This is a genomic window from Dehalococcoidia bacterium, assembly GCA_035574915.1.
Classification (GTDB): domain Bacteria; phylum Chloroflexota; class Dehalococcoidia; order DSTF01; family WHTK01; genus DATLYJ01.
Map to the genome: position 1 here is coordinate 1 of DATLYJ010000161.1, position 22,224 is coordinate 22,224.

Here is a 22,224-nt window from a genome sequence, read left to right on the forward strand (position 1 = left end):
CGGTACTGGAGCCGCTCCAGTTCCGCGGCGGTAATGTAACGCAGCAACTCGCTGCGCAGGGCCTGATCCGTTTCGAGCCGCTCACCCAGCCGGCAGACATCTTCCGCCAGGTCCGGCGGCACCGGTTGGCCCTGAAAGTCCCAGATCACCGTCCTCAACTTGTCGTCCACATGGAACGTCAGCCCCTGGTCGATGCACCAGATGCGGCCGTCGCTGGCGAGCAGGGTGTGACCACCCTTACGGTCGGCGTTGTTCGTAATCCAGTCGAAGAGAGCAATGCGCTTCATCTCATCGACGCGGCCTTCGCGCAGGTTGAAGTAGTGCTGCGAGGGGTCGTGCTCGATGAAAAGCTGCACGACGCCGACGCCGTAGGGCAGGCCTTCCTCGCGGATCACGCTCGGCGGGACCAGGTGCCAACCCAGGGCCTCGCTCACCAGGTAGGCGGCGTACTCGCGCCGGTACAGAGTGCCGTCCGGGAAGTCGCTCAGGGGAGCTTCGCCGCGCTGCGGCTTATAGACGGCGTATCCCATCCCCGCTCGAGGGTGCCGCAAGGTAAGGAGGTAGACGTAGTTGGAGCCGGCCGCCAGCAGGGCCGCCTCCTCTACTTCGGAATCCCGCAGCAGGTCGATCGCGTCCGGGCGCTCCGGCGACCAGGGCTGGGCGGGCATTCCGCGCACGTAGCGTGTGAAGATCAGGCACCTCCCGCGGGGACACCTCGATTATAAGGTGTCACTCCGTGGCGCCTTGCCTCGGCGCGGCGGCTGCGCAGCTCAGTTCGGAGCGGCCATGGCCCTCTTGGCGCGCGCCAGCACGAACTGGTCGAGCGCTTCCAGGTACTCCTTCCAGTGCTCGAAATAGCGGTCGCGGACCAGGGCCAGGAGGTCCCGCTGCATCACGATGCGCCGCTCGTGCCCGGGCGCGGCGGGGAAGTCCGCCAGGGCGGACACGTCCACGCCGTACAGGGCGCGATAGGTGATGGTCCCGGCCGGCAGGAGCTTCGAATGCACAGTCGCGCGGCATTTGAAGTGCCCCAGATGGGTCATCTCCAGATCCGTAATGCCGCACTGCTCCAGGGCAATGCGGCGGACTGCTTCCTCCGCGCTCTCTCCCTGTTTCACGTCGCCTTCCGGCAGGAGAAGCCTCCCTTCGCGCCAGGTCAGCACGACGCGTTCGCCACGGTACGGGTACATGGTGACGTGCACCACGGTGGCGTCCTCCGGCAGGTCGGTCGCCTCCCAGGACGCAAGCGTCTCGTCTGGGAACTTCTTTTCCGTGAAGACACGGCCGCGGCCCGGCGCCTCCGGGATGTATGCGGTCTGCTCGCCAATGAAGTCGTCAGGCGGACACATGAGATGACAACCCCCAAAGGTGGACGTGATGCAAGGCGATTTTCGAACCCGCTGATCGCGAACGCAAGGTGAGGAGGCTCGCTGTCAGGAGCGGCGGCCCGCCAGTCCGCGTACTGTACTCTCGCGCTCCCCGTCTGCGAAAATCGGCGTCAGTCCGCTGCTTCGGGGGGTGCCGCCATGGCCTTCAAGACCGAGACCGTATCCGTGCGAGACGGCATGTTCCGGGTGGAGATGCGCTGCGCCGGCCGCGGCGAGCCTCTGGTGTGGCTCCATCATTCCGGCGGCCACCAGGGCTGGTTCTCCTATCTGGACCGCCTGGCGGAGAAGTACATGGTCTTTCAGCCAGACCATCCCGGTTGGGGCAACTCCACGGGCCTCGAGCACCTGGACGACATCATCGACTTCGCGATCTTCTATCTTGACTTCTTCGACGCCATCAAGGTTGAGAGGCCGTACGTTATCGGCCACTCGCTCGGCGGCATGGTCGCTGCCGAGGTCGCGGCGCTGGGGCGCGATAGCGTCCGCAAGCTCGTCCTCTGCGACGCTGCCGGTCTCTGGAACGACGAGATCGGCGGGGCTGACTTCTTCACGATGCAGGGCCCCGAGCTTGTGGCCGCCAGCGTGTACAAGCCGGAGAACATGGCGCGCCTCGGGCCTCCGATCGACCGCGAGAACCGCGAGGCGATGGCGCGGGCGATGTTCGAGCGTCAGAAGTCTTTCGCCGCGGCCGGCAAGTTTCTCTGGCCGATCTGGGACAAGGGCCTGAAGAAGCGCATCCACCGCATCTCGGCTCCAACACTGATCGTCTGGGGCGAGCATGACGGCATCGTGCCACCCGGCTACGCCGAGGAGTTCCACAGGCGCATCCCGGGCTCCCGCGTGGTGATGTTCGCGGAATCGGCCCACTTCCCCATGGTCGAGGAAGAAGACAAGTTCATCCAGGTCGTCACGGACTTCCTTGCGGAGTAGTCTCCGGGCTTCCCGGGTTCCCGGACTCCGCCCTCGCGCTCAAGATAGGCACCGTATATTATCTAGCGGCCTAACATTCACAGCGGGACAGGAGAAATCGCAGCCCATGACAACGCCGGCAGCGCCGCAGCCACAGCAGTTCGTACCGCTTACCGAGCTCAAAATCACGCCCGAGATCCGCGACGCCGTCAACAACGCCCTCGCCAACCGCACTCCCATCATCGTCGCCTACGTGGACGAGGAAGGCCAGCCGAGCCTCTCGTTCCGCGGCAGCACCCAGGTCTACAGCGACACGCAGCTCGCCATCTGGGTCCGCAACCCGGAGGGCGGCCTGCAGAGGGCCCTCCAGAAAAACAACCGCATCACCCTCTTCTACCGCGACCCTGAGAAGCGAATCACGCTGCAGTTCCGCGGTCGCGGCCACATCGAGAATGACCCCAAGACGAGGGAGACGGTGTACAACAACGCGCCCGAACCGGAGCGCAACGCCGACCGCGAGCAGCGCGGCTTCCCCCTGATCATCGACCTGCACCAAGTCGATGGCGTCATGCCCGGCGTCCGGGTCCAGATGCGGCCGTAACCCAGGCCGCGGATCGGCGCCGGCGAGAGCGGCCTGCGGGTCGGCCTTCTCGTGCTACCCTCAATGTGACTTCGCGTGATGAGGCCGGATTTGCGTACGCACGTAGCGCTGCCTGAGGACCTGGCGCCAGAGGACGACGCCTGCGCTGGCAAGCGCCGCGGGAGCCTGTTCCGGAACGACGCGAGCCCGCCAACGGAGCGGCCCAGTCGCGCCCCGTGAGGTCGGCACCCGCCATCTCCGTCCGCGGCCTGCGGAAGTCATACGGCAGCATCGAGGCCGTTCGGGGCATTGACTTCGAGGTGCGCGAGGGGGAGGTCTTTGCCCTCCTGGGCCCCAATGGCGCCGGCAAGACAACGACGGTCGAGATCCTCGAGGGACACCGGAAGCGCTCGGCAGGCGAGGTCAGCGTCCTCGGCTTCGACCCGGAAAAGGGCGGGCGCAGCTTTCGCGAGCGCATCGGCATCGTCTTGCAGGAGACCGGCGTCGAACGCTATCTGACCGTGGCCGAGTCCATCGAGATGTTCCGCGGCTACTACCCGGCCCCCTTGCCTCTGGACGAAGTGTTGGAGGTCGTCGGCCTGCGTGACCAGCGCAACGTCAGGGTGCGCAAGCTCTCGGGCGGTCAGCAGCGCCGGCTCGACGTCGCCATCGGCCTTGCCGGCAACCCTGACCTGCTCTTCCTGGACGAGCCCACCACGGGATTCGACCCGGCCGCGCGCCGCAACGCCTGGCAGATGATCCGTAACCTCAGGTCCCTGGGCAAGACAGTCCTGCTGACAACCCACTACCTGGACGAGGCGGACAACCTGGCGGACCGCGTCGCGATCATCTCCGCCGGCGTAATCGTGGCCGAAGGCACGCCGGCCCAGCTCATAGCCTCCGAGCCTTCCAGCACGATCCGGTTCCGCGCCGCCACGTCGCAACCTCTGCCGCCGGAGCTCGCCTCCGTCGCTGCACTCGACAATGGAGTCACGACTATTCGCACCGCGACGCCCACCCGCGTCCTGTACGAGCTGCTGCGCTGGGCGAACGACAACGGGATCGAGCTCGAGGAACTGACCCTCTCGAGGGCGTCGCTGGAGGACGTCTATCTGAAGCTGGTCGGCGCGACCGAGCCGGAGGCTGTATCGTGAGCGGTGCTCGCCTGGCGCTGCGCCAGCTCCGCTACGAGAACCGCGCCTTCTGGCGGAACCCGGCTTCCGCCTTCTTCACCTTCGTCTTCCCGCTCATGTTCCTGGTCATCTTCAATGTCTTCTTTGGCAACGAAGAGATCGAGGTGCGCGGCGGGACGGCCACCGCTTCCAACTTCTACGTGCCCGCCATAACGGCCCTGTCGGTGATCACTGCCTGCTACACCAACCTGGCGATGGCCCTCACTTTTTCCCGCGACGAAGGCGTCCTCAAGCGCATCCGCGGCGCGCCGGTCCCGACGTGGGTCTTCCTTGCGGGCAAGATCCTCAACTCGATCGTGGTCTCCATCCTACTGGTCGTGATCGTGGTTGCCTTCGGCTATGTCTTCTACGATGTGCAGCTGCCCGACAACACGCTGGCAGCATTCCTCCTCACGCTGGTCGTCGGGGCAGCGACGTTCAGCGCGCTCGGCCTGGGCATAACCGGCCTCGTCCCCTCCGCGGAGGCGGCGCCCGCGGTGATCAACGCTTCCGTCCTACCTCTGATGTTCATCTCCGACATCTTCATCCGCACCGACGACGCCCCCGCCTGGATCACCACCGTCGCCGAAATCTTCCCCATCCGGCACTTCTCCCAGGCCCTCCAGACGTCCTTCAACCCATTCGAGTCACGCTCCGGCTTTGAGCCCGAGCGCCTGGCCGCGATGCTTGCCTGGGGGGCAGCGGGCGTTGTGCTCGCGCTCCTCAAGTTCGACTGGGAACCGCGACGCTAGCGCCTGAGGTCGACGTACCTGAACTCGCGGCCGGGGCCGTCCTCCGGGTCGATGGTCGAGAAGTCGAAGTAGCGGCCGCGCATCAAGTCCTCTCGCGATTGGGCTACGAAGAAGCGGCGCACGTTCTCCTCCGGGAGTCCGCTGACGCGCAGGGCCTCGTCCCACTCCTCGAAGGAACGGCTGAGCCGCTCTGCCTCCTCCTCGCTCCACACCACGTAGACGACAATCATCGAGCGCCGCTTTGGCTGGCCCGCCTCGCCCGCGCGGGGCGATTCGAGCTCCGCGCCGCCGGGCTGCCGGGGCAAGTCGAGGGCTGGCGCCACGGCGAGGGCCGCCGCCGCCAGGATTACGGCCGCCGAGGCGACACTGAGCGCCGTCCACAGCAACGCGAGCGCCGCCGGCGCCTCGCCCGCGCTAGTAATGTCGGGCTCTTGCATGGCACGGCATTTTAGCCGCTCCCGCGGGCGCGCCAAAAGCCAGCCCGTACGACGCTCGTCCCTGTTCGCGCGGGGCCTGCGCCAGCAAGGCAGCGTCGTGCACGCGCCGGATCGCCGCTATGAGCGGACCAACAGTCGACCTGCGCGCAGGAGCCCGGCCCGTCCTGCCTCCGGCGGCCGCACGGCGCTAGTAGGGCAGTCCCTTGCCGCCGAACACGCCGCGCAGGGCGGCGATCTCACCGGCATGAGCCGTGCAATGGGACACGACCACAGTCAGCAGTTGCGCCAGGCTCATGCTCCAATCGCGCCCCGGGAAAGGCAGGGCCCGGTCCAGGTCTTCCGCGGAGAGCCCGGCGATGTAGAGTTCGCTGGCCGAGTACACCGCGCGGCGATACCCGAGAAAGTCGAATAGGTCGAAGGGGCGTGGCGCTTCCCCCTGCCACAGGTTCGGCGGCGTCTCCCGCCCAAGCTTGGCCGCCCACCCGCCCGACTCCCAGACGGTCGGCTTTCCCTGGATGATCTGCTGGATGTACATGTCCTCCACTCCGACCGCGTGCCCGTAGATTTCGCCGATCGGGTTGGCGTTGCCGGGCGGCCGCCGCCAGAGCGCATCCCTGTCAATGTCGTTCATCACCGTCTGGAGCATGGCGTGGGCGTCACGCAGGACCGTGAGGAAGGCTTCCGCAGGCGTCATAGGCTGAGAATACAGGACGGCTCCCGCTCGCTGGAGAAGGGCGAGCTTGCAAGGCAGGGCATCGCGCCCCGCGGCCGGCGTCCGAGGCAGCTCGCCCCTTAGTCGTCGGCGCCTTCGCCCCCGAAGCTCTCCATGAGCGTGCTCAGGAATCCCTTCTTCTTGCGCGGCTGGCCGTACTGGTCCCGGTTGCCGCGGTCGCCGCGCCTGTAGTACCACTCATCGTCATCGTCGTCGTCGGGGCGGTAACCCGGGTGGCTGCGGACATACTCACGGCGTTGTTCTGTAAGCCGCTCGAGCTCGCCGCTATCGAGCCAGATGCCGTGGCCGCTCGGGCAGACGTCCATGATCACGTCGCCCCGCTCCCGTTCGCGCATTGGTGCGCCACACTTGGGACAATTCATCAGTCTCCTCCGGCTGCTCGTGTTGACTGAGGGCTAGTGAGACCCGACCGCCGGCTCTTCCGGCAATGCTTTCTCCGCGACATGCTCGAGTCGAGGCTCCTTGGGGAAGAGCAACGAGGCAGCTATCGCGGTGCTGATGACGGACGCCACGACCAGCAGCGAGACTTCCACCGGGATCTTGTAGACCTCAGAGAGGAGCATTTTCGTCCCGACGAAGGCCAGCACCAGCGAGAGCCCGAGCTGCAAGTAGTGGAACTTGCCGACCACCCCTGCCAGAAGGAAGTACATGGAGCGCAAGCCCATGACTGCGCAGAGGTTTGACGTGTACACGAGGAACGGGTCGTGCGTGATCGCGAAAATCGCGGGGATGGAGTCGATTGCGAACACCAGGTCGGTCGTCTCGACCGCAGCGAGCACGACCATCAGGGGCGTAGCCATCAGCACGCCATCGCGGCGCACGAAGAAGCGCTGCCCCTCGTAGGTCTCGGTTACGGGCAGGAAGCGGCGGATGAAGCGCACCGCCGGGTTGGTGGACGGGTCTTGATGGCTCACGCCGCCCGTCGCCATGCGCCAGGCGCTGAGGATAAGGATGGCGCCGAAGATGTAGATGACCCAGTGCAACTGGTGGATGAGGACCGAGCCCAGCGCGATGAGGGTCCCCCGCATCACTATGACGCCGAGAATGCCCCAGAACAGCACGCGGTGCTGGTAGGCCGCCGGCACCGCGAAGTACGTGAAAAGCAGGACGAAGACGAAAATGTTGTCGACGCTGAGTGAGAGCTCGATCAGGTAGCCGGTGAAGAAGGCGACGCCCGGCTCATGTCCCGCGAGAAAGTAGATGGCGGCGTTGAAGGTGAGCGCCAACGAGACCCAGGTGACCGTCCATCCCGCTGCCTCCTTCACGGAGACTGCATGAGCCTGGCGGTGAAAGACGCCCAGGTCCAGCGCGAGCAACCCGAATACGGTAGCGTTGAACGCTACCCACAGCCAGATACTGGCGTCGATACTTCCTTCCAACCCCGGCCCTCCTGCACGGCTCGTAGGGCAAACAAAAAGGCGAGACCCTACGGCTTTCGTCGTAGTGGTCTCGCCCTTGTACCCACGACCGGTCCCACAGGGGGGACGGATTGACGATCGGAGGACTCGTCCGTCAGGGGACGAGCAGGCTACTCCCCACTTCTGCAATCACTTTACGGCATGTCGCCCGCGGCTTCAAGGCGATGAAGGCTTCGCTCACGGTCAGCGCTAAAGGTGCTAAGCGGGGTGCGGACTCTCCGGATGGCTGTCTTCAGAGGCGGCGACCTGGTCTTTCGGCCGCACTAACGAGGCCGCGACGGCTACCGTGATTACGGCCGCAATCACTCCCAGAGACGCCGCGATCGGCACTTCGTAGACATCCTCCAGCAGCATCTTCGTCCCGACGAAGGCGAGGATCACCGATAGGCCGAACTGCAGGTAGTGGAAGCGGTCTACGACGCCGGCGAGCAGGAAGTACATCGACCTGAGCCCCATCACTGCGCAGAGGTTCGATGTATAGACGATGAATGGGTCGTGTGTGATCGCGAAGATGGCGGGTATAGAGTCGATGGCGAAAACGAGGTCCGTCGTGTTCAAGGCGACGAGGACGATGAACAAGGGGGTAACCATGAAGACGCCATCGCGGCGTACGAAGAAGCGGTGGCCCTCGTAGTTCTCCGTCACGGGGAAGAAGCGGCGGATGAAGCGGACGGCGGGGTTCTGTGAGGGATCGTCATGGCCGCCGCCCTGGGTGGCCATGCGCCAGGCGCTGATGATCAGGAGGGCGCCGAAGACGTAGAGGATCCAGTGCAGTTGTTCCACCAGCACCGAGCCGGCGACGATCACGCTCCCCCGCATGAGGATGACGCTCAGGATGCCCCAGAAGAGCACTCGGTGCTGATAAGCAGGGGGCACGGCGAAGTAAGCGAAGAGCAGGACGAAGACGAAGATGTTGTCGACGCTGAGCGACAGCTCGATGACATAGCCGGTAAGGAAGGCGAGGCCGGGCTCCGGGTCGGCTAGCAAGTAGACGCCGAGGTCGAACGCCATCGCGAGCGAGACCCAGGTCACGGTCCAGAGCGCGGCCTCACGGACGGAGACCGCGTGCGCTTCGCGGTGAAAAATGCCGAGGTCCACAACGAGAAGGACCAGTATGCCGATGTTGAAAGCAGCCCAGAGCCAGAGACTGGCGTGAATGTCAGTATCCAAACACGGTCCTTCCCGCGATCAGTGGCATGACGAAGGCGAGACGACTACGCCGGACGTAGTGGTCTCGCCTTCGGATTACCGCCGACCGGTCCCCGCGAGGGGACGTATTGACGACCGGAGGGCCCCCTCCTCTGGAGAGGGCTGGCTACTCCCCACGACCGCAACTGTAAGCGACCGTCCCCTAGCCAGCAAGTCAACCGGGGGTCAAGAGCTTCGGACGCGAGGCCCGCATGTGGTTCGCTCTGAGACGGCCAGCGGACGGGCAGGGTGGCTCTACCTGCCACGCCTCAGCAACAAGCCACCGGTTGCGTTGGGAGCTGGAATAGGGGCACGTGAAGAGGCCATTCTGCCCTGTCCTGTACTCCGCTTGAGGTTGCATCCTCGACGTGGGGGAGAACTGCGGAGGAGGCTGGAAGTGGTTGGAGGAACGCAAATCGTAGTCGGGGGACTCGCCGCTGTCGCGCTTACGCTCGCGGTCGCGCTTGGTGTCGTGCTCGCCGTTGACGACCACGATCGCTGGCACGCGATGGACGGGGCGCACCACGGCGCCATGCCGGGTGGGATGGAGTTCAGCGACTGGGCAGCGATGCAGCAGCGCATGCGCGAGGTCATGGGTGACGAGGCGTACCAGCGGATGCTCGGCCACATGACCGACCACGCGGCCATGCACGGCATGATGCACGGTGCGACGCCAGCGATGCCCATGACGCCGGGTTGGACGATGCCCGGCATGGTGCCTTAGGCGTCAGCCGAGGCAGCCCCGCAGCGTCCCGAGCTTGATTACCCACTGCCGGGCCATCGTCTCCTCCTCGCGTGAGGTCCCGAGACGTGATGAGCCGCGGCCCAGGGCGTGCAGCATCAACGGGCTCAGGGCCCGCAGGACCGTGTGGTAGAACTGGTCCTCCTCCGTCTGAGGGCCGAGCGTCAAGTGCAGTAGCTCCTCCGCGGCGTCGACATCCTGCCTTAGCTCCTGCATCGCCTCGCGGGGCAGGAAGTCCTTGGCCACGTCCAGGTCCAGGTAGCGCCCCGCGAAGGTCAGCGCTTCCTTCAGGCCCGGGAACCAGCGCCCCATGTCCTTGAGGAACGACTCGCCATAGAGCTCGCAGGCGGCACGCAGGCCGCGGCCCGTCCCGATGAACTCGGGCGGAAGGCCAATCGAGTACAGCGAGGCCGTGAAGGAGATCGCGCGGGGCAGCGGTACCGGCAACTCCGGCATGGAGTCCAGCAGGCGCAGCTCCTCTCGCAGGGCCTCCGAGCCGACCATCTCCGCGAGCCGGCTCGGCTTCGGCATCTGGCGCGAATAGCTGACCGGCGAATGGCGTGTCAGGCGGTCGCGCTGCTCCGGCACCAGGTCGGAGAGGCCGGCAACGGCCTGCGCGAACTTGTGGAACGTGTTGAGGTAGTTCACGGAGAAAAGCACCGCCAGCTCTGCCAGCACCTCGCGGTCATCGCGGTCGGGACGACGTCCGTCTCCCTCGTGCACGCGCCGGCGCAGCTCGGCGATCATCGCCGGCGCCTCGGCAGGGTCGTGGTCGTATCGGATCGCGCCCTGGATCGTTACCGTCCTCGTGCCGGGGAAGCGTTCGAGGAAGTCCGGCAACGAAGGCCCCGTGAGGTGTCCCCGGAACGGCAGCGAGCCGACGCCGATGATCGGGAAGACGGGGCAGTCGAAAGCGTCTCCCGCCTCGAAGGCGTCGATCAGGGCCGCGCGCACGGAGAGCGCCGCCGCCACCATGCCGTATCCCAATGCCGAGTCCGAGTGGCCCAGCATGACCCGCAGGTAGGGCGTGTCGTAGCCCGACCAGCGGCAGAGCTGTAGGTATTCCCTGAGGAGCGACCCCGTGCCGAGGAGCGGCGGCACCTCCTCGATCAGCGGGATGGGCTGGATACCCTCGCCTGTCGGGTTGAGGCCAAACTCCTCCAGGCCCAGCTCCTCGATCGCCCGGAAGCGCCGCCGCACGGCGACGAGCTGGTCCGCCGTCTGCGTCATCGGCACGATGACCTCGCGCACCGCGATGCGCTCCAGCGGCCGGTAAGCCTGGACGTTGGTCTCTACGATCGACATGAGCGCCATGAGCTGGCGGAAGACGTTCTCCTTGTCCGCGCTCGGCGCGCGAGGCGTGACCCTGATTTCGTCGCCAGGTTTCACGCCGTGCTGGAGCAGCGCCAGCACAACCTGCGATGTCTGGTGGTAAGGCGTGAGCTTACCCTCGAAGTCCACCATGATCTCGTCCGCGCCCAGGCCCTCCGGCGGGGGCAGGAGGCCGCGGACTGCCTCGTCCGGCTCCTCCTGGACGGAGACGTAGCGAGAGGCGGCATCGGGATGCTGCGTCAGCATGGCGCAGGGGATGTGTAGTTCGCTCATAGGAGTAATGCTCGTCTGGTCACCTTATAGTTCGGGGCAGAGTTAGTGTCGCGCAGGCCGGCTTCTCGCAGCCGGCTAGGGCTTCAGCAGAACCTTCAGGGCGCCGTCCCGCCTCCCGGCCATGAGGTCGTAGCCTCGCGGCGCTTCCTCCAGCGGCAGGATGTGCGTCGCGATCGGCGAAGGGTCGATCACGCCATTGGCCAGCATCTTCATCAGGGGCTCGATGTAGTTCTTCACCGGCGGGATTCCCGCTGGCACCAGCTTGACGTGCCGGCCTGCCAGGCTACCAGCCGGGAACTCACCGGCGCGCTCGATGCCGACGCCGAGGCTGAGTAGCGTACCCCAGGGCCGGGCCAGCGCCGAGGCCGCGACTAGGCCGGCCAGCGTTCCCGTGGCCTCGACAGCGAGGTCGGCGCCGCGGCCGCCGGTGGCGCCGCGCACGCGCGATAACGGATCTCCCGATTCCATGCTAACAGCCGCGGACCCCAGTCGCTCGGCGGCGGCCAGGCGGGAGGCGTGGCGGTCTATGCCGATGACCGTGGCGGCGCCCATGGCCCTCGCAAGGAGCTGGGTGCAGACGCCCGTCGGTCCGCAGCCGACGACGGCGACGCTGTCGCCGGCCGCCAGCCCCGCGAGTTGGAGTCCGGCGAAGGTGCCAGGCAAGATGTCGGAGAGGAACGCCGCCTGCGTGTCCGTGATCGCGTCCGGCAGTTTTTCGAGGACTGCCGTCGCGGAAGGCACCCGCACGAACTCCGCCTGGGCGCCGCCCAGCGCGCCGAAGCCGTACACCTGGCGCCTCTCACAGGCCGTCAGCAGGCCCTTCTTGCAGTAGAAGCAGCCGCCGCAGAAGACCGAAAAGGGGCTCACCACGCGCTCCCCTGGCTTCAGGCCGGTCACTTCCGGCCCAACGTCCTCGATGACGCCGCAGAACTCGTGGCCGATGATGGCGTCCGGCGCGCCCGGTATCCGGCCCTGCAGGACGCGGACGTCGGTGCCGCAGATCGCTGCCATCGATACGCGCACGATGGCGTCCGTGGGCTCCTCGATGCGCGGCGCCGGCCTCTCCTCCACCGCGACATGCCCCTGGCCCTTGAAGACGACGGCTTTCACAACAGGGGAAGGATAGCCGATGCAGCCCGTTCGATCAGGGGCCAGGAAGGGCGCCCGGCCGCCCAGGCCCCCCGGGCAGCTCCGCGAACTCGCTCAGCGCCGGCAAGAGCTCGGACAGGCTGGCGATATAGGCGTTCGGGCGGGCGCCGTCGCTTTCGGTGTAACCGGTGCGCGGCGGCGCGTCTCGATGCCCGATCTGGATGGCCAGCAGCCCCGCCTGGCGCGCGCCATAGATGTCGTTGTGGGGTGAGTCTCCGACGAACGCAGCAGACGCCGGCTCCACTCCCAATCGCTCCAGCGCCTCCTGAAAAATACGCGGATTGGGCTTTGCCAGTCCGAGTTCGTCCGAGAAGACGCAGACGTCAAGGTAAGGGGCGATGGCGTAGTCCTCCAGCATCTCCCGCAGGTGCGGCGCCGTGGTGTAGCCGGCGTTCGAGACCAGGGCCGTCGCCAGGCCAAGGTCCTTCACCTTGCGGAGCACCTCGGTGGCGCCATCGCCGAGGACGGGGCGGTGGACGGGGTGCATGCTGCAGATCGCGTCGACAAGCTCGCGGCGGACCTCGGCCGGCAGAGGCGGCGCCCCGCCCAGTTGGGACAAGAAGAGGTCGACGCGCCCCTCCGCGGGTACGTCCAGGCCGTCGTCGTGCAGGGCAGAGAGTGCGGCGCCGCCAGCGACCAGAGCCGCATCCGCAGTCTCGAGGCTGAGGGCGATGCCGCTGCGCCTCAGAATCGCCTGGACATTGCGGGCCCGCCAGAGCTGGCGAGGCCGCGAGTTTGTCTCGGGGTCGACTATGAGCGTGCCCCAGAGGTCGAAGAGGATGGCGCGTACCTGCATAAATGAAAAGCGGCCCGGGCCCGGGCCGCCTCGCTTACATCACTCCGTTCCTATGACACCGGCGTCGCGATACTTGCGCCGCAGTTGCTGCAGTACCGGGCGCCCATGGCGTTCAATCCGCCGCAGTTAGGGCACTTCAGCGCCGAGACGGCCTGCGGCGTGTCGACCAGGCGCTCAGCGGTCGCGGCTGAAGTTGCCGCGGGGGCGGCAGGCGGATGAGCCGCTTCCTCTTGCTCTTCGTCCCTGATGTTCTTGCGAAACTCCTTGATGCCGCGGCCAAGGCCGCCGCCGATGTCGGCGAGCCGGGTGGCGCCGAAGAGCAGCAGTACCACGACCAGGATAATCAGGAGCTCCGGGGCCCCAAGGCCAAACGGTCCGGCTGCGCCTACCATAGGCCACCTCCTCCACCCTCGATACGTCTAGAGCCTAGCACCGGGATTGAAAAGGCGTCAATTTTGGCCGCCCGGCTTCTGCCAGCGCATGACCAAGAATTCGGGCACGCGGTACCAGTCTTCGAACCGCGGGTCATCCCGGAGGCTGTCATCAGTTGGCGCAGGCTCGAGAAAGTCGCGCAGCACGAGACCGCTCTGGAGGAAGGCCGTCATGTAGCCGCTGAGGGGCCGGTGCCAGTTCCTGATCTTCATGCCGTTCCATTCGAAGACAAGCGGCCTTTCGACGATGTAGGCGTCGACGGCGCGGTACAGACGGTTGCCGACTTCGTCGCGGACCCAGCCGGTGATCTGTTTGTACTCGAGCGAGTCCGGGATCGCGGTGACGAAGCTGAGGTTGGCGACGAGAAAGTAGCCGCCAGGGCGTAGGCAGCGCGCGGCCTCAGCGATGGCGGCGCGATAGTCCGGTATGTCGACGAGCGTGATGTAACTGACGAAGAGGTCGAACGTGGCGTCGCGGAAAGGGAGCTTTTCGGCGGATGCCTGTACGTAGGCCTGGCCTGACGGGCTGCGCTGACGGGCGGTCGCCACCATCTCGCGGATGAGGTCGAGGCCTACGGTCGCGGCGCCGCGGGCTGCGAGCATGCGGCAGAAGCGGCCCTCGCCGCAGCCGAGGTCGAGGACGCGCTTGCCGGCGACGTCGCCGCTGAGACGGAGCATCACGGGGTCCAGCAGCAGGGTGCGGGCCGGGTCGCCGCGGTCCTGCATCTCGATGTAGCGGCGGGCGAACGCCGTCCAGCCACCGTCGAGTTCCATGGCCTTCCCTCTCGAGGCCGCGCTAGGTCTGCGCCTGCTCTCGCCGCGCTATCTCTTCGGCAAAGGCAATGAGGTCCTTCGCCCGCTTCGCGACCGGCGTGTCCACCATGCGCCCGTCTACCTGGACGGATGCGTGCCCCCGCGCCACCGCTTCGTCGAAAGCGGCGGCGACCTTGCGGGCGTGCTCGACCTCCTCGTCGCTGGGGCGGAAGATGCGGTTCACCGGCTCGATCTGCGCCGGGTGGATCAGGTACTTGCCTTTGAAGCCAATCGACTTGACGTACTCTGTCTCGGCGATCAGGCCGGGCTCGTCCCGGAAGTCACCGTAGGGGGTGTCGAGCGCCTGCAGGCCGTAAGCGGCGCAGCAGTGGACGATGACACGCCGGGCGTATTCGAGCTCGCGCCCGTCCGGCCGGCGGGCAACCCCGAGGTCGGCGGTGAAGTCGTACGCGCCGAGGGAGATGCCGGCGAGCCGCGTCGAAGCGAGCGCGATCTCCTCGCAACGGAGCACTCCCTTCGCCGACTCGATACTCGGGATCAGCACCACCGTGCCCGGTCGCACGCCACTCCTCGTCTCGGCCTCACGCATGATCACGTCCAGGTCGCGGATGTGCTGGGCGCCCTCTGCCTTCGGAAAGGCGATGCCGGCCAGGTCCGGCCCGAGGGTCGTGAGGATGTCGTCGCGTGTCAGGCCGGTCTCGAGGTGGTTGACCCGCACATGCACTGTCTTACCGGCGGCCTTGAGCGAGGAGACCGCCTTGCGAGCGATCTCGCGGGCGTTCTCCTTCTCGGCGGGTGGCACGGAGTCCTCGAGGTCCAGGACGATGACGTCGGCGGCCGCGCCGTGAGCGCGTTCGACCATGTTCTCGCGGTTCGCGGGTACGAACAGCAGGGTTCGCATCAAGAGCATTTGCGTCTCCTCAGGGCTCGCGTTCGGGGACTGCGAGGCGCCGCTCAAGAGTGCAACAGGCGCAGGGAACAGACAACGGGTGGCGCCGGTCAAGCGGCCACAGGACAGGGAGCAGCAAACAAATACCAGAGATCACAGGCCTGAGGCCAGGGGACATCCGTCGAGCCGTCCTCCGAGCCGTCACTCCTCCACGGAGTCCGGGGCCTCGTAGGCGAGGATCGCCGCGCGAATGGCGTCCAGGTTCGATGGTGCCTGCGAGCGGCCGGTGGCCGGGTCGACGTAGGCGTAGTCATGCACGATCTCGGCGACGGGTTTGCCGCTGGTGGCGCTGCTGACCAGGCACTCGAAGCTGATGCGGCTGCCGCGCAGCCGCGAACAGCGCATCTGTACGCGCGCGCCCTCGCGCCAGCGCAGGGGCGAGAGGAAGCGCGCCTCGCTGCGCAGGTTGAAGCGCAGCACACCGCCCTCGGCAGCGACACCGATCGCCCCGTCGTAGTCGACGAGAGCCAGCTCGGTGAGCGCGAAGAGCACGCCCATGTGCACGAACTCCGTGCCGCCAAAGGTATCCGTGTGGCGGGTCTGGTAGAGGGCGGAGAAACGGTAGGACATCGCGGTGCAGAGTACAGAGTACAGGGTGCAGGCGGATGTGGCCCTATCTCTGCACTTTGAACCCTCCCTACGGGCCCGCGCGGGTGCTAACTGTCTGACGCACCGACCACGTGGCCGCTGAGCTGGAAGACGCTGCGCTCCCGCCCGTGGAGGAGACGGCGGCCCCAGGTGGAGGGGATGGCGAGGGCTTCGTCCCGTCCCAGGGGCCGGCACTCTTCGATGCGCAGTCCAGAGGCGGCGTAGGGCTCGGCCAGTCGCGCGAAGACGCCGGCGTCGAGGGGCGGGACCGAGGCATCGAGGCCGGCGCCATGGTCGTGCGCCGGGTCGTAGGTCAGGACGAGCTCGAAGCGCGCGCCCGGCTTCCCCAGCGACGAGAGCCCCCGAAGCGTGGCACGGTCGGCCAGCAAGAGGCCGCGCAGCAGGGCGGCCCAGGGGAAGTTGACCCGCAGTTCGTCGGCACAGGCCAGCAACTCCGGCGGCGGGGCCTCCACGGAGCCGACCACGAACAGCGCGTTCGCCGCGCCACCCCGCGCCGGCTTGCGGGCGGCGCGAAAGGCGTACTCCTTCAGGGCCTCGGCATCAGGGTCAAGGGCAATGTAGAGCGAACCCGGGTCGCGCCTGGCCTGCTCGTAGGCCCAGCGGCCATCGCCAGCGCCGATGTCCAGCACGACGCGCCTAGCATCGAGCCCGCTGCGTTCTCTTCAGCCAGGCGCAGCCTCCACCACGCGGCTGCCCTCGACCACCCGCACGGCGTCAGTAGATCGGGCAGCCCATGTCGCCCTTCCAGCCGACTTCCACCTTGTCGCCGCGAAGGAGCACGGGCACGGAGATCGAGTACTTGAGGACTTCGTCAAACCACTCCTGCTTGGCCATGACGCTCCGCTCCTCGAAGTCGACGCCATCGGCGGTGAGGTCCGCGCGGGCGCGGTCGCAGGCGCTGCAGTTAGGGGTGGTGTAGAGGATGACTTTTTCGCTCGTCTGGGTCATCTCAGGCCTCTGCAAGTCCACTGGCTAGGGCCGCGGTGCTGGTCGGGGTGCCCAGATTCGAACTGGGGGCCTCCTGGTCCCAAACCAGGCGCTCTGACCTGACTGAGCTACACCCCGGTCTTTCTCCAGTCTAGCAGTACCACAGGGCGCCTTCGACTGGTCGTAGCGAGGAGGCGCACCGTCATGCGCCCGTTTCCGGCTCACTGCACGCGGCCAGACGAGCGGACACCGGGCGGGGCAGACCTCAGGGCCTCGGGCAGCGTGGACAGGCCCAGGACTCCGTATGCGAGTAGCCACAGAAGGCACAGTCCCAGTTCGATGCCGCCGCCTCCCAGCGGCGGGCTTCGGGCTGCCAGCGGCTGTGGCGGTGCTCGAAGGCGATCGCATTGCCGCAGGATGGGCAGCGGCCCTCGGACAGGGCCAGCAGCCTGCGGTCGCGAAGGTGCATGGTGAGCACGGCCGCCGACGTAGAGAGCGCCACGGCGAGGGCGAGCAGCCCGCCGGCGAGCGGCGACAGCCAGCGGGCGCCAAAGGCGAACACGGCGAAGCTCCAGGCGAGCGCTGCGAGAAGCGCCAGCAAAGCATCGAAGGCCGAACGCCGCAACGTCACGGGGTGGCCCCACTGAGGCGTCTCTGGGCGGCGCCGACGAGTTCGGCCAGGCGCTGGACACCGGCCTGGGCGCAGTAGCGCTCGATGCCCTCGAGCACTTCGATGGGCGCGAGGGGGTTGGCGAAGGTCGCCGTGCCCACCTGAACTGCCCTCGCGCCCGCCATCAGGTACTCGAGCGCGTCCCCGGCGGTGGAGATGCCGCCGCAACCGATGACGGGCACGCTTACCGCCTGCGCCACCTGGTAGACCTGGCGCAGGTTTACCGGCTTCAGCGCCGGGCCGGAGAGCCCGGCGAAGGTCATTCCTATTACCGGCCGTCGTGCCCGTGTGTCCACGAGCATCGCTTGGAGCGTGTTGCCGACACAGAGCGCGTGCGCGCCAGCGTCCGCCACGGCGCGCGCAATCGTGCGCGGGTCGGCGACGTTCGGCGTGAGTTTCACGATTACGGGCAGCGTGGTGGCGCGGACTACGCCGGCGGTAACCGCGGCGGCGGTCTCGGGGTCCTGGCCGAACTCCATTCCGCCGCGCTGGGCGTTTGGACTGCTGATGTTCAGTTCCAGGCCGGCGATGCCCGGCGCCGCCTCGAGGCGCCGGGCGACCTCCGCGTACTCCTCGACGGTCGAACCGAGGATGCTGACTATGACCGGCACCCGCCAGGTCTCATACACGGGGCAAAGCTCGCGGAGCAGGGCAGAGACGCCGATGTTCTGTAGCCCGATCGAGTTGAGCATGCCCGACGGCGTCTCGGCGATACGCACCTGGGGGTTGCCACGCCGAGGCGCCAGCGTCGTGGTCTTGGTGACGATGGCGCCGAGGCGCTGGATGTCGAACACCTTCGCGTAGTCGGTGCCGTAGCCGAAAGTGCCCGAGGCGACCATCACCGGGTTCGGCAGCGCCAGGCTGCGCTTGGCGCCAGGAGCCAGGTCTACGCTGAGGTCGAGGGCCATCACCGGATTATAGGTGGCAGCCGCCCAGCCACTCACGCCGGCTGCTCGAGCTGGCTCCCGCCCCCCTTGCGGGCAGCGGACCGGCGCCGCCGTGGTGGTCTCACGGTCTCCCTTGTGCGCCCGGATCAGGGCATTACGGCGCGATGTTCTGGTTGAAGCGGAACATGTTGGTGGGGTCGTAGCGGCGCTTGACCTCACGCAGGCGGTCGTAGTTCGCCCCGAGGGCCTGGCGCACGCGCTCCTCACCCTGGTCGTCGACGCCGAAGTAGTTCATGTAGGTGCCGCCCGTTTTGTAGGGCTCGGCGACTTTCATCACCTCACGAGCCCAGGCTATGTTCTTGTCGCTCTCCGCGGGGTCTGTCCAGGCGGAGATTACGGCCATGTTTGTCGTGGCGTCGCGCTGACCGTAGGCGGTGGCATCGGGAGCGACACGACGGACAGCACCATGCATGTCCTCGAGCACGACCGCGGACAGGGGCGAGGGCATCTTCTCGCCGATTTCGACGATGGCGTCGATGGCGGCGGGAGTCAGCTCTCGCAGGAACTCCGCCTTCCAGTAGACCAGCATTCCAGGCTGGAAGCCTTCGTCGAGCATCGATTGCAGCGCGACGAAGGGCAAGGGCCCCATGGCATCCATGAGGGGCTGGCCGAACTCCTTCAAAGGCCGCACTGCCTTCTCGCCTTCCTCGATGGAGCCAGAGTACGCGCCTGCGAGCGCGGAAATGATGTTGCCACTGCCGTCGGGAGCGCCCGCGATGACTGCGAACAGCGTCAACTCATCCGGGCACGTCGCGCGGAAGTCATTCCAGAAGGAGAAGACCTGGCGTGCTTCGCTCACCGGGTGGACGATGATTCCTCCGACGAGCATCGGCCCGACGCGGTGCGCCTGGAACTCGAAGGATGTCACCACGCCGAAATTGCCACCGCCGCCGCGGAGCGCCCAGAAGAGGTCCGGATTCTCGGCATGACTCGCCGTGAGGACACGGCCGTCCGCGGTCACGACCTCGCAGGACAGCAGATTGTCGATAGTCAGGCCGTAGCTCCCCATCAACCAGCCCAGGCCGCCGCCGAGCGTCAGGCCGGCTACCCCCGTGGTCGAATTCGTGCCGGCCGGAACGGCAAGGCCGTGGACTTGCGTCTCCCGGTCCATCTCGCCGAGGGTGACGCCGCCCTGGACCCGGGCGCGCCTCGTCGCCGGGTCGACGTGGATGCCCTTCATGTGTCGCAGGTCGACGACGAGGTTGTCGTCGCAGACGCCGTTGCCGGCCGCGCTGTGCCCGCCGCCGCGGACGGCTACGTTGAGGCCTTGCTCGCGCGCGAAGTTGACCGCCGCCACGACGTCCGCGACCCCTGTCGCCTGAGCGATAATGCCCGGCCGCCTGTCGATCATCCCGTTCCAGACCTTGCGCGCCTCTTCGTACCCGGGCTCCGCCGGTGCGAGCACCGGTCCCCGGTGGCTTGCGCGCAGCCTCTCGATCGCGGCGCTGTCCCTGCTCGCCGTCATGGTTCCACCTCCTGACTGACTGCAGGATGATACGCCGGACTTTCCAGCGCGGATAGCTGGTGCTCAGGAATTCCTCGGAGCGTCCTCAGGAGGCTCCCGGGCGGGCGAAAAAGAGGGGGCCCCTCCGGAGGGGCCCCCTCGAGCGGTCGCTGCCGGGTGATTCAGTCTTCCCTGAGGCTCGGAGAGACTTCGCGGACGATGGGCCGCGAGGCGCCAGAACCCATCTTCGAGATGCTGTTCATCGGGTCACCCTCCCAGAGGGTGTCGCTCGCCGAGTTACGGAAGGCCTTCACTTCGCCGCAGCGCTTGCAGCGGCCCATGCTCGTCGCACCATGAGGGCTCTCGATGAGCCAGTGGTGGCGGCACGCCGGGGCCTCCGGAGCAACCACTTCTTCCACAACCGGGGTCTGCATTTCCACACCTCCTCGATCCAGCTTCCCCGCTCTACCTATCAATACGTTCTTTAGGTCTCACCTGGATCAATTTGCCCGCCAAATCTATCACCGGCCGTGAGGTCCGTCAAGGTTTTTACGGAATTTACCTTATCTGAAGTGTAAAATGTCTGTGAACCTTCCTCTCCCGAAGGGGCGCCGCCTATAATCGAGTTGTCAGGGTCTCCGCTAGCGCCGGCCCTCTCCCCTATGCAGAGCAGCAAACAGCAGATACTCCTCCTCCTGAAGCGCGCGGGTAGCATTACCGTAGAGGAAGCCGCCGGGGCCCTTTCTCTCGCTTCCATGACGGCGCGCCAGCACCTCTTCGGCCTCGAGCGCGACGGCCTGGTGCAGTCCGAGAAGGTCAAGCGGCCGACGGGCCGTCCCCACTATGTCTTCAGGTTGACGCCGAAGGGCGAAGATTTGTTCCCGCGGCGCTACGACCTGCTGGCAAAGCTTCTGCTCGATGAGCTGGGAAGTCTATCGCCGCAAGATATCGAAGGTCTATCAAGTTCGGAGAAGCGCTCCTTCATGATCAGGCGCGTCGCGGAGCGGTTGGCCGGCGAGCACCGCAAGGGGCTCCAGGGCCGCCCGCTCGACGAGCGCGTTGCCGCAACCGCCGATCTGCTCCACAAGATCGGCGGTTTTGCTGAGTGGCTCCCGACCGAGCAGGGATTCGAGATCCGAGACTACAACTGCATCTTTGCCCGCATCTCGTCGGACAACGAAAGCGGCTGCGAGTGGCACGTCAGCCTCCTGAAGTGCCTGCTTGACTATCCCGTGACCCACGAAGTGGTCTCGGACGGGCAGTTGCGTTGCTGCCGCTACATCCTCGTGAGCCAACAGACGAACGGCGCCGCGCCGGCGCAGACGGCCTCCGCGCCGTCCAGCATCGGTGCGACCGAAGGGAGAGTCGCCATCGATGCCTGAACGAATAGATGAGCAGGCCATACTGGCCGCGCTCTCGCGCGTGGAAGACCCGGAGCTGCACCGGGACGTCGTGTCACTGAACATGGTCCGGGACCTGAAGGTCGACGGCTCCAAGGTCTCGATGACCCTCATGCTCACGACGCCGGCCTGTCCGCTCACGGGCCCCTTCAAGGAGGCGGTCGAACAGGCCCTCCTCTCCGTGCCCGGCGTCACGGAGGCTGAAGTCAACCTCGACGCCGAAGTCCGCGCCCACCTGAGCCAGTCAGGCCCGCGCCCGGTCGAGGGCGTGAAGAACATCATCGCCATCGCATCGAACAAAGGTGGTGTCGGTAAGTCCACGGTCGCGGCGAACCTCGCGATTGCCCTCGCCCGGCGGGGCGCCAAGGTCGGCCTCCTCGACGCCGACATCACCGGCCCGAACATCCCGACCATGATGGGGCTACCGGCGGGCTTCCTGGCGCAGGGCGAAGGCGGTGGCCTGCGCACCTTCGACAAGTACGGCGTCCGCATCTGCTCGCTCGGCTTCGTCCTGCCGGCGGGCACGCCGGTCGTATGGCGCGGTCCCATGATCGGGACCGCCGTGCGCCAGCTCCTGCACGACATCAAGTGGGGCGACCTCGATTACCTCATCGTCGACTTGCCCCCTGGCACCTCGGACGCCTCGATGAGCATGGTGCAGGAGGCGCCTGTCGCCGGCGCGGTCATCGTGAGCACCCCCCAGCAGGTCGCGCTCGAGGACGCCACCAAGGCTGTCGCCATGTTCGACCGCCTCCAGGTGCCCGTCTTCGGCATCGTCGAGAACATGAGCTACTTCATCGCTCCGGACACAGGGAACCGCTACGAGATCTTCGGCCACGGCGGCGCCGCGGAGGCTGCCGAAGAACTCGGGCTGGAGTTTCTCGGCGAAGTCCCCCTGGACCAGGCGACGCGAGAGGCCTCGGACGCGGGCGTGCCGATCACGGAGTATGCTCCGGATTCGCCCGCGGCCAAGGCGTTCATGGCGGTCGCGGAGAAGATCGCCGCCCGCTGCAGCGTGCAGCAGTTCCTGGCCGAGGCTAGCTAATCCCCTCGCTGAAGGCGGCGAAGGGCTACAGACAGGCATACTAGAGAAATGAGTGAGTGGTTGAACTTCTTGAATCGCGGCCGCCAGAGTGGTGGAGAACAGGCGCAGGAGGAGCCCGCGCCCAGGCCTCGGCGCGTCCCGCGCCCGCGCCGTAATTCG

The 22,224-nt window shown here is 66.8% G+C and carries 27 protein-coding genes and 1 tRNA gene; 7 read left to right on the top strand and 21 right to left on the bottom strand.

Annotated elements, in window-relative coordinates:
- Together VNN10_14470 and VNN10_14475 are read right to left on the bottom strand one after the other, a co-directional pair.
- Positions 1 to 668 (bottom strand): hypothetical protein (locus tag VNN10_14470; GenBank protein ID HXH23226.1); only part of this gene is annotated, 668 nt, incomplete at its 3' end.
- 102 nt (positions 669 to 770) lie between these two features.
- Positions 771 to 1,349, bottom strand: coding sequence for an NUDIX domain-containing protein (locus VNN10_14475; protein HXH23227.1), 579 nt, complete (start codon positions 1,347 to 1,349; stop codon positions 771 to 773).
- A 177-nt stretch (positions 1,350 to 1,526) separates the two neighbouring features.
- Between VNN10_14475 and VNN10_14480 the strand changes: the two genes are divergently transcribed.
- The 4 genes from VNN10_14480 to VNN10_14495 all read left to right on the top strand — a co-directional run bounded on the left by VNN10_14480 (position 1,527) and on the right by VNN10_14495 (position 4,801).
- Positions 1,527 to 2,318: an alpha/beta hydrolase gene (locus VNN10_14480; GenBank protein HXH23228.1), complete on the top strand. Its 792-nt coding sequence runs from the start codon at positions 1,527 to 1,529 to the stop codon at positions 2,316 to 2,318.
- 106 nt (positions 2,319 to 2,424) lie between these two features.
- Positions 2,425 to 2,898, top strand: a complete 474-nt coding sequence (locus VNN10_14485) for a pyridoxamine 5'-phosphate oxidase family protein (protein ID HXH23229.1) — start codon at positions 2,425 to 2,427, stop codon at positions 2,896 to 2,898.
- Between the two features lie 215 nt (positions 2,899 to 3,113).
- Positions 3,114 to 4,031 (top strand): ABC transporter ATP-binding protein, encoded by a 918-nt coding sequence (locus VNN10_14490; protein HXH23230.1) that lies wholly within the window; start codon positions 3,114 to 3,116, stop codon positions 4,029 to 4,031.
- A complete protein-coding gene (locus VNN10_14495) occupies positions 4,028 to 4,801 on the top strand; it encodes an ABC transporter permease (protein ID HXH23231.1) in 774 nt (257 codons plus the stop codon). The genes VNN10_14490 and VNN10_14495 overlap by 4 nt, the downstream gene beginning before the upstream one ends.
- Here the strand turns inward: VNN10_14495 and VNN10_14500 are convergent.
- The 5 genes from VNN10_14500 to VNN10_14520 form a co-directional block, all read right to left on the bottom strand.
- Positions 4,798 to 5,238, bottom strand: a complete 441-nt coding sequence (locus tag VNN10_14500; protein ID HXH23232.1) for a hypothetical protein — start codon at positions 5,236 to 5,238, stop codon at positions 4,798 to 4,800. The genes VNN10_14495 and VNN10_14500 overlap by 4 nt on opposite strands.
- 187 nt (positions 5,239 to 5,425) lie before the next feature.
- On the bottom strand, positions 5,426 to 5,932 hold the full coding sequence (locus VNN10_14505; protein HXH23233.1) for a DinB family protein: 507 nt from the start codon (positions 5,930 to 5,932) through the stop codon (positions 5,426 to 5,428).
- A gap of 98 nt (positions 5,933 to 6,030) precedes the next feature.
- Positions 6,031 to 6,333, bottom strand: coding sequence for a zf-TFIIB domain-containing protein (locus tag VNN10_14510; GenBank protein ID HXH23234.1), 303 nt, complete (start codon positions 6,331 to 6,333; stop codon positions 6,031 to 6,033).
- A 33-nt stretch (positions 6,334 to 6,366) separates the two neighbouring features.
- Entirely contained in the window at positions 6,367 to 7,350 is a 984-nt protein-coding gene (locus VNN10_14515; protein HXH23235.1) for a TerC family protein, read from the bottom strand.
- A 237-nt stretch (positions 7,351 to 7,587) separates the two neighbouring features.
- Positions 7,588 to 8,559: a TerC family protein gene (locus tag VNN10_14520; protein ID HXH23236.1), complete on the bottom strand. Its 972-nt coding sequence runs from the start codon at positions 8,557 to 8,559 to the stop codon at positions 7,588 to 7,590.
- Positions 8,560 to 8,974: 415 nt separating this feature from the next.
- On the opposite strand from VNN10_14520, the gene VNN10_14525 reads away from it, so the two are divergent.
- Complete coding sequence (locus VNN10_14525; GenBank protein HXH23237.1) at positions 8,975 to 9,301, top strand: hypothetical protein; 327 nt, start codon at positions 8,975 to 8,977, stop codon at positions 9,299 to 9,301.
- A 3-nt stretch (positions 9,302 to 9,304) separates the two neighbouring features.
- Here the strand turns inward: VNN10_14525 and ppcA are convergent, their stop codons facing one another.
- The 14 genes from ppcA to VNN10_14595 all read right to left on the bottom strand — a co-directional run bounded on the left by ppcA (position 9,305) and on the right by VNN10_14595 (position 20,054).
- Positions 9,305 to 10,924: a phosphoenolpyruvate carboxylase gene (gene ppcA, locus VNN10_14530; GenBank protein ID HXH23238.1), complete on the bottom strand. Its 1,620-nt coding sequence runs from the start codon at positions 10,922 to 10,924 to the stop codon at positions 9,305 to 9,307.
- Positions 10,925 to 10,999: 75 nt separating this feature from the next.
- Positions 11,000 to 12,034 (bottom strand): alcohol dehydrogenase catalytic domain-containing protein, encoded by a 1,035-nt coding sequence (locus tag VNN10_14535; GenBank protein HXH23239.1) that lies wholly within the window; start codon positions 12,032 to 12,034, stop codon positions 11,000 to 11,002.
- Between the two features lie 34 nt (positions 12,035 to 12,068).
- A complete protein-coding gene (locus VNN10_14540; protein HXH23240.1) occupies positions 12,069 to 12,869 on the bottom strand; it encodes an HAD family hydrolase in 801 nt (266 codons plus the stop codon).
- A 50-nt stretch (positions 12,870 to 12,919) separates the two neighbouring features.
- Positions 12,920 to 13,261, bottom strand: coding sequence for a twin-arginine translocase TatA/TatE family subunit (gene tatA / locus VNN10_14545; GenBank protein HXH23241.1), 342 nt, complete (start codon positions 13,259 to 13,261; stop codon positions 12,920 to 12,922).
- Between the two features lie 57 nt (positions 13,262 to 13,318).
- Positions 13,319 to 14,074, bottom strand: coding sequence for a class I SAM-dependent methyltransferase (locus VNN10_14550; protein HXH23242.1), 756 nt, complete (start codon positions 14,072 to 14,074; stop codon positions 13,319 to 13,321).
- A 22-nt stretch (positions 14,075 to 14,096) separates the two neighbouring features.
- On the bottom strand, positions 14,097 to 14,984 hold the full coding sequence (locus tag VNN10_14555; protein ID HXH23243.1) for a CoA ester lyase: 888 nt from the start codon (positions 14,982 to 14,984) through the stop codon (positions 14,097 to 14,099).
- Positions 14,985 to 15,164: 180 nt separating this feature from the next.
- Positions 15,165 to 15,593, bottom strand: a complete 429-nt coding sequence (locus VNN10_14560) for a thioesterase family protein (protein ID HXH23244.1) — start codon at positions 15,591 to 15,593, stop codon at positions 15,165 to 15,167.
- 86 nt (positions 15,594 to 15,679) lie between these two features.
- The gene (locus VNN10_14565; GenBank protein HXH23245.1) at positions 15,680 to 16,261 is read right to left on the bottom strand and encodes a class I SAM-dependent methyltransferase; all 582 of its coding nucleotides are present in this window, start codon (positions 16,259 to 16,261) and stop codon (positions 15,680 to 15,682) included.
- Between the two features lie 85 nt (positions 16,262 to 16,346).
- On the bottom strand, positions 16,347 to 16,580 hold the full coding sequence (locus VNN10_14570; protein ID HXH23246.1) for a glutaredoxin family protein: 234 nt from the start codon (positions 16,578 to 16,580) through the stop codon (positions 16,347 to 16,349).
- Between the two features lie 39 nt (positions 16,581 to 16,619).
- Positions 16,620 to 16,697: transfer RNA gene (locus VNN10_14575), tRNA-Pro, on the bottom strand.
- A gap of 127 nt (positions 16,698 to 16,824) precedes the next feature.
- Positions 16,825 to 17,190, bottom strand: a complete 366-nt coding sequence (locus tag VNN10_14580; GenBank protein ID HXH23247.1) for a hypothetical protein — start codon at positions 17,188 to 17,190, stop codon at positions 16,825 to 16,827.
- Positions 17,187 to 18,137: a dihydroorotate dehydrogenase gene (locus VNN10_14585; GenBank protein HXH23248.1), complete on the bottom strand. Its 951-nt coding sequence runs from the start codon at positions 18,135 to 18,137 to the stop codon at positions 17,187 to 17,189. The genes VNN10_14580 and VNN10_14585 overlap by 4 nt, the downstream gene beginning before the upstream one ends.
- Positions 18,138 to 18,270: 133 nt before the next feature.
- On the bottom strand, positions 18,271 to 19,641 hold the full coding sequence (locus VNN10_14590; GenBank protein ID HXH23249.1) for an FAD-binding oxidoreductase: 1,371 nt from the start codon (positions 19,639 to 19,641) through the stop codon (positions 18,271 to 18,273).
- Positions 19,642 to 19,802: 161 nt separating this feature from the next.
- On the bottom strand, positions 19,803 to 20,054 hold the full coding sequence (locus VNN10_14595) for a hypothetical protein (GenBank protein HXH23250.1): 252 nt from the start codon (positions 20,052 to 20,054) through the stop codon (positions 19,803 to 19,805).
- 228 nt (positions 20,055 to 20,282) lie between these two features.
- On the opposite strand from VNN10_14595, the gene VNN10_14600 reads away from it, so the two are divergent.
- Positions 20,283 to 21,002 carry a DeoR family transcriptional regulator gene (locus VNN10_14600; GenBank protein ID HXH23251.1) on the top strand — a complete coding sequence of 240 codons (720 nt, stop codon included), beginning with the start codon at positions 20,283 to 20,285 and terminating at the stop codon, positions 21,000 to 21,002.
- Positions 20,995 to 22,065, top strand: a complete 1,071-nt coding sequence (locus VNN10_14605; GenBank protein HXH23252.1) for an Mrp/NBP35 family ATP-binding protein — start codon at positions 20,995 to 20,997, stop codon at positions 22,063 to 22,065. The genes VNN10_14600 and VNN10_14605 overlap by 8 nt, the downstream gene beginning before the upstream one ends.
- The last annotated feature ends 159 nt before the right edge of the window (positions 22,066 to 22,224 follow it).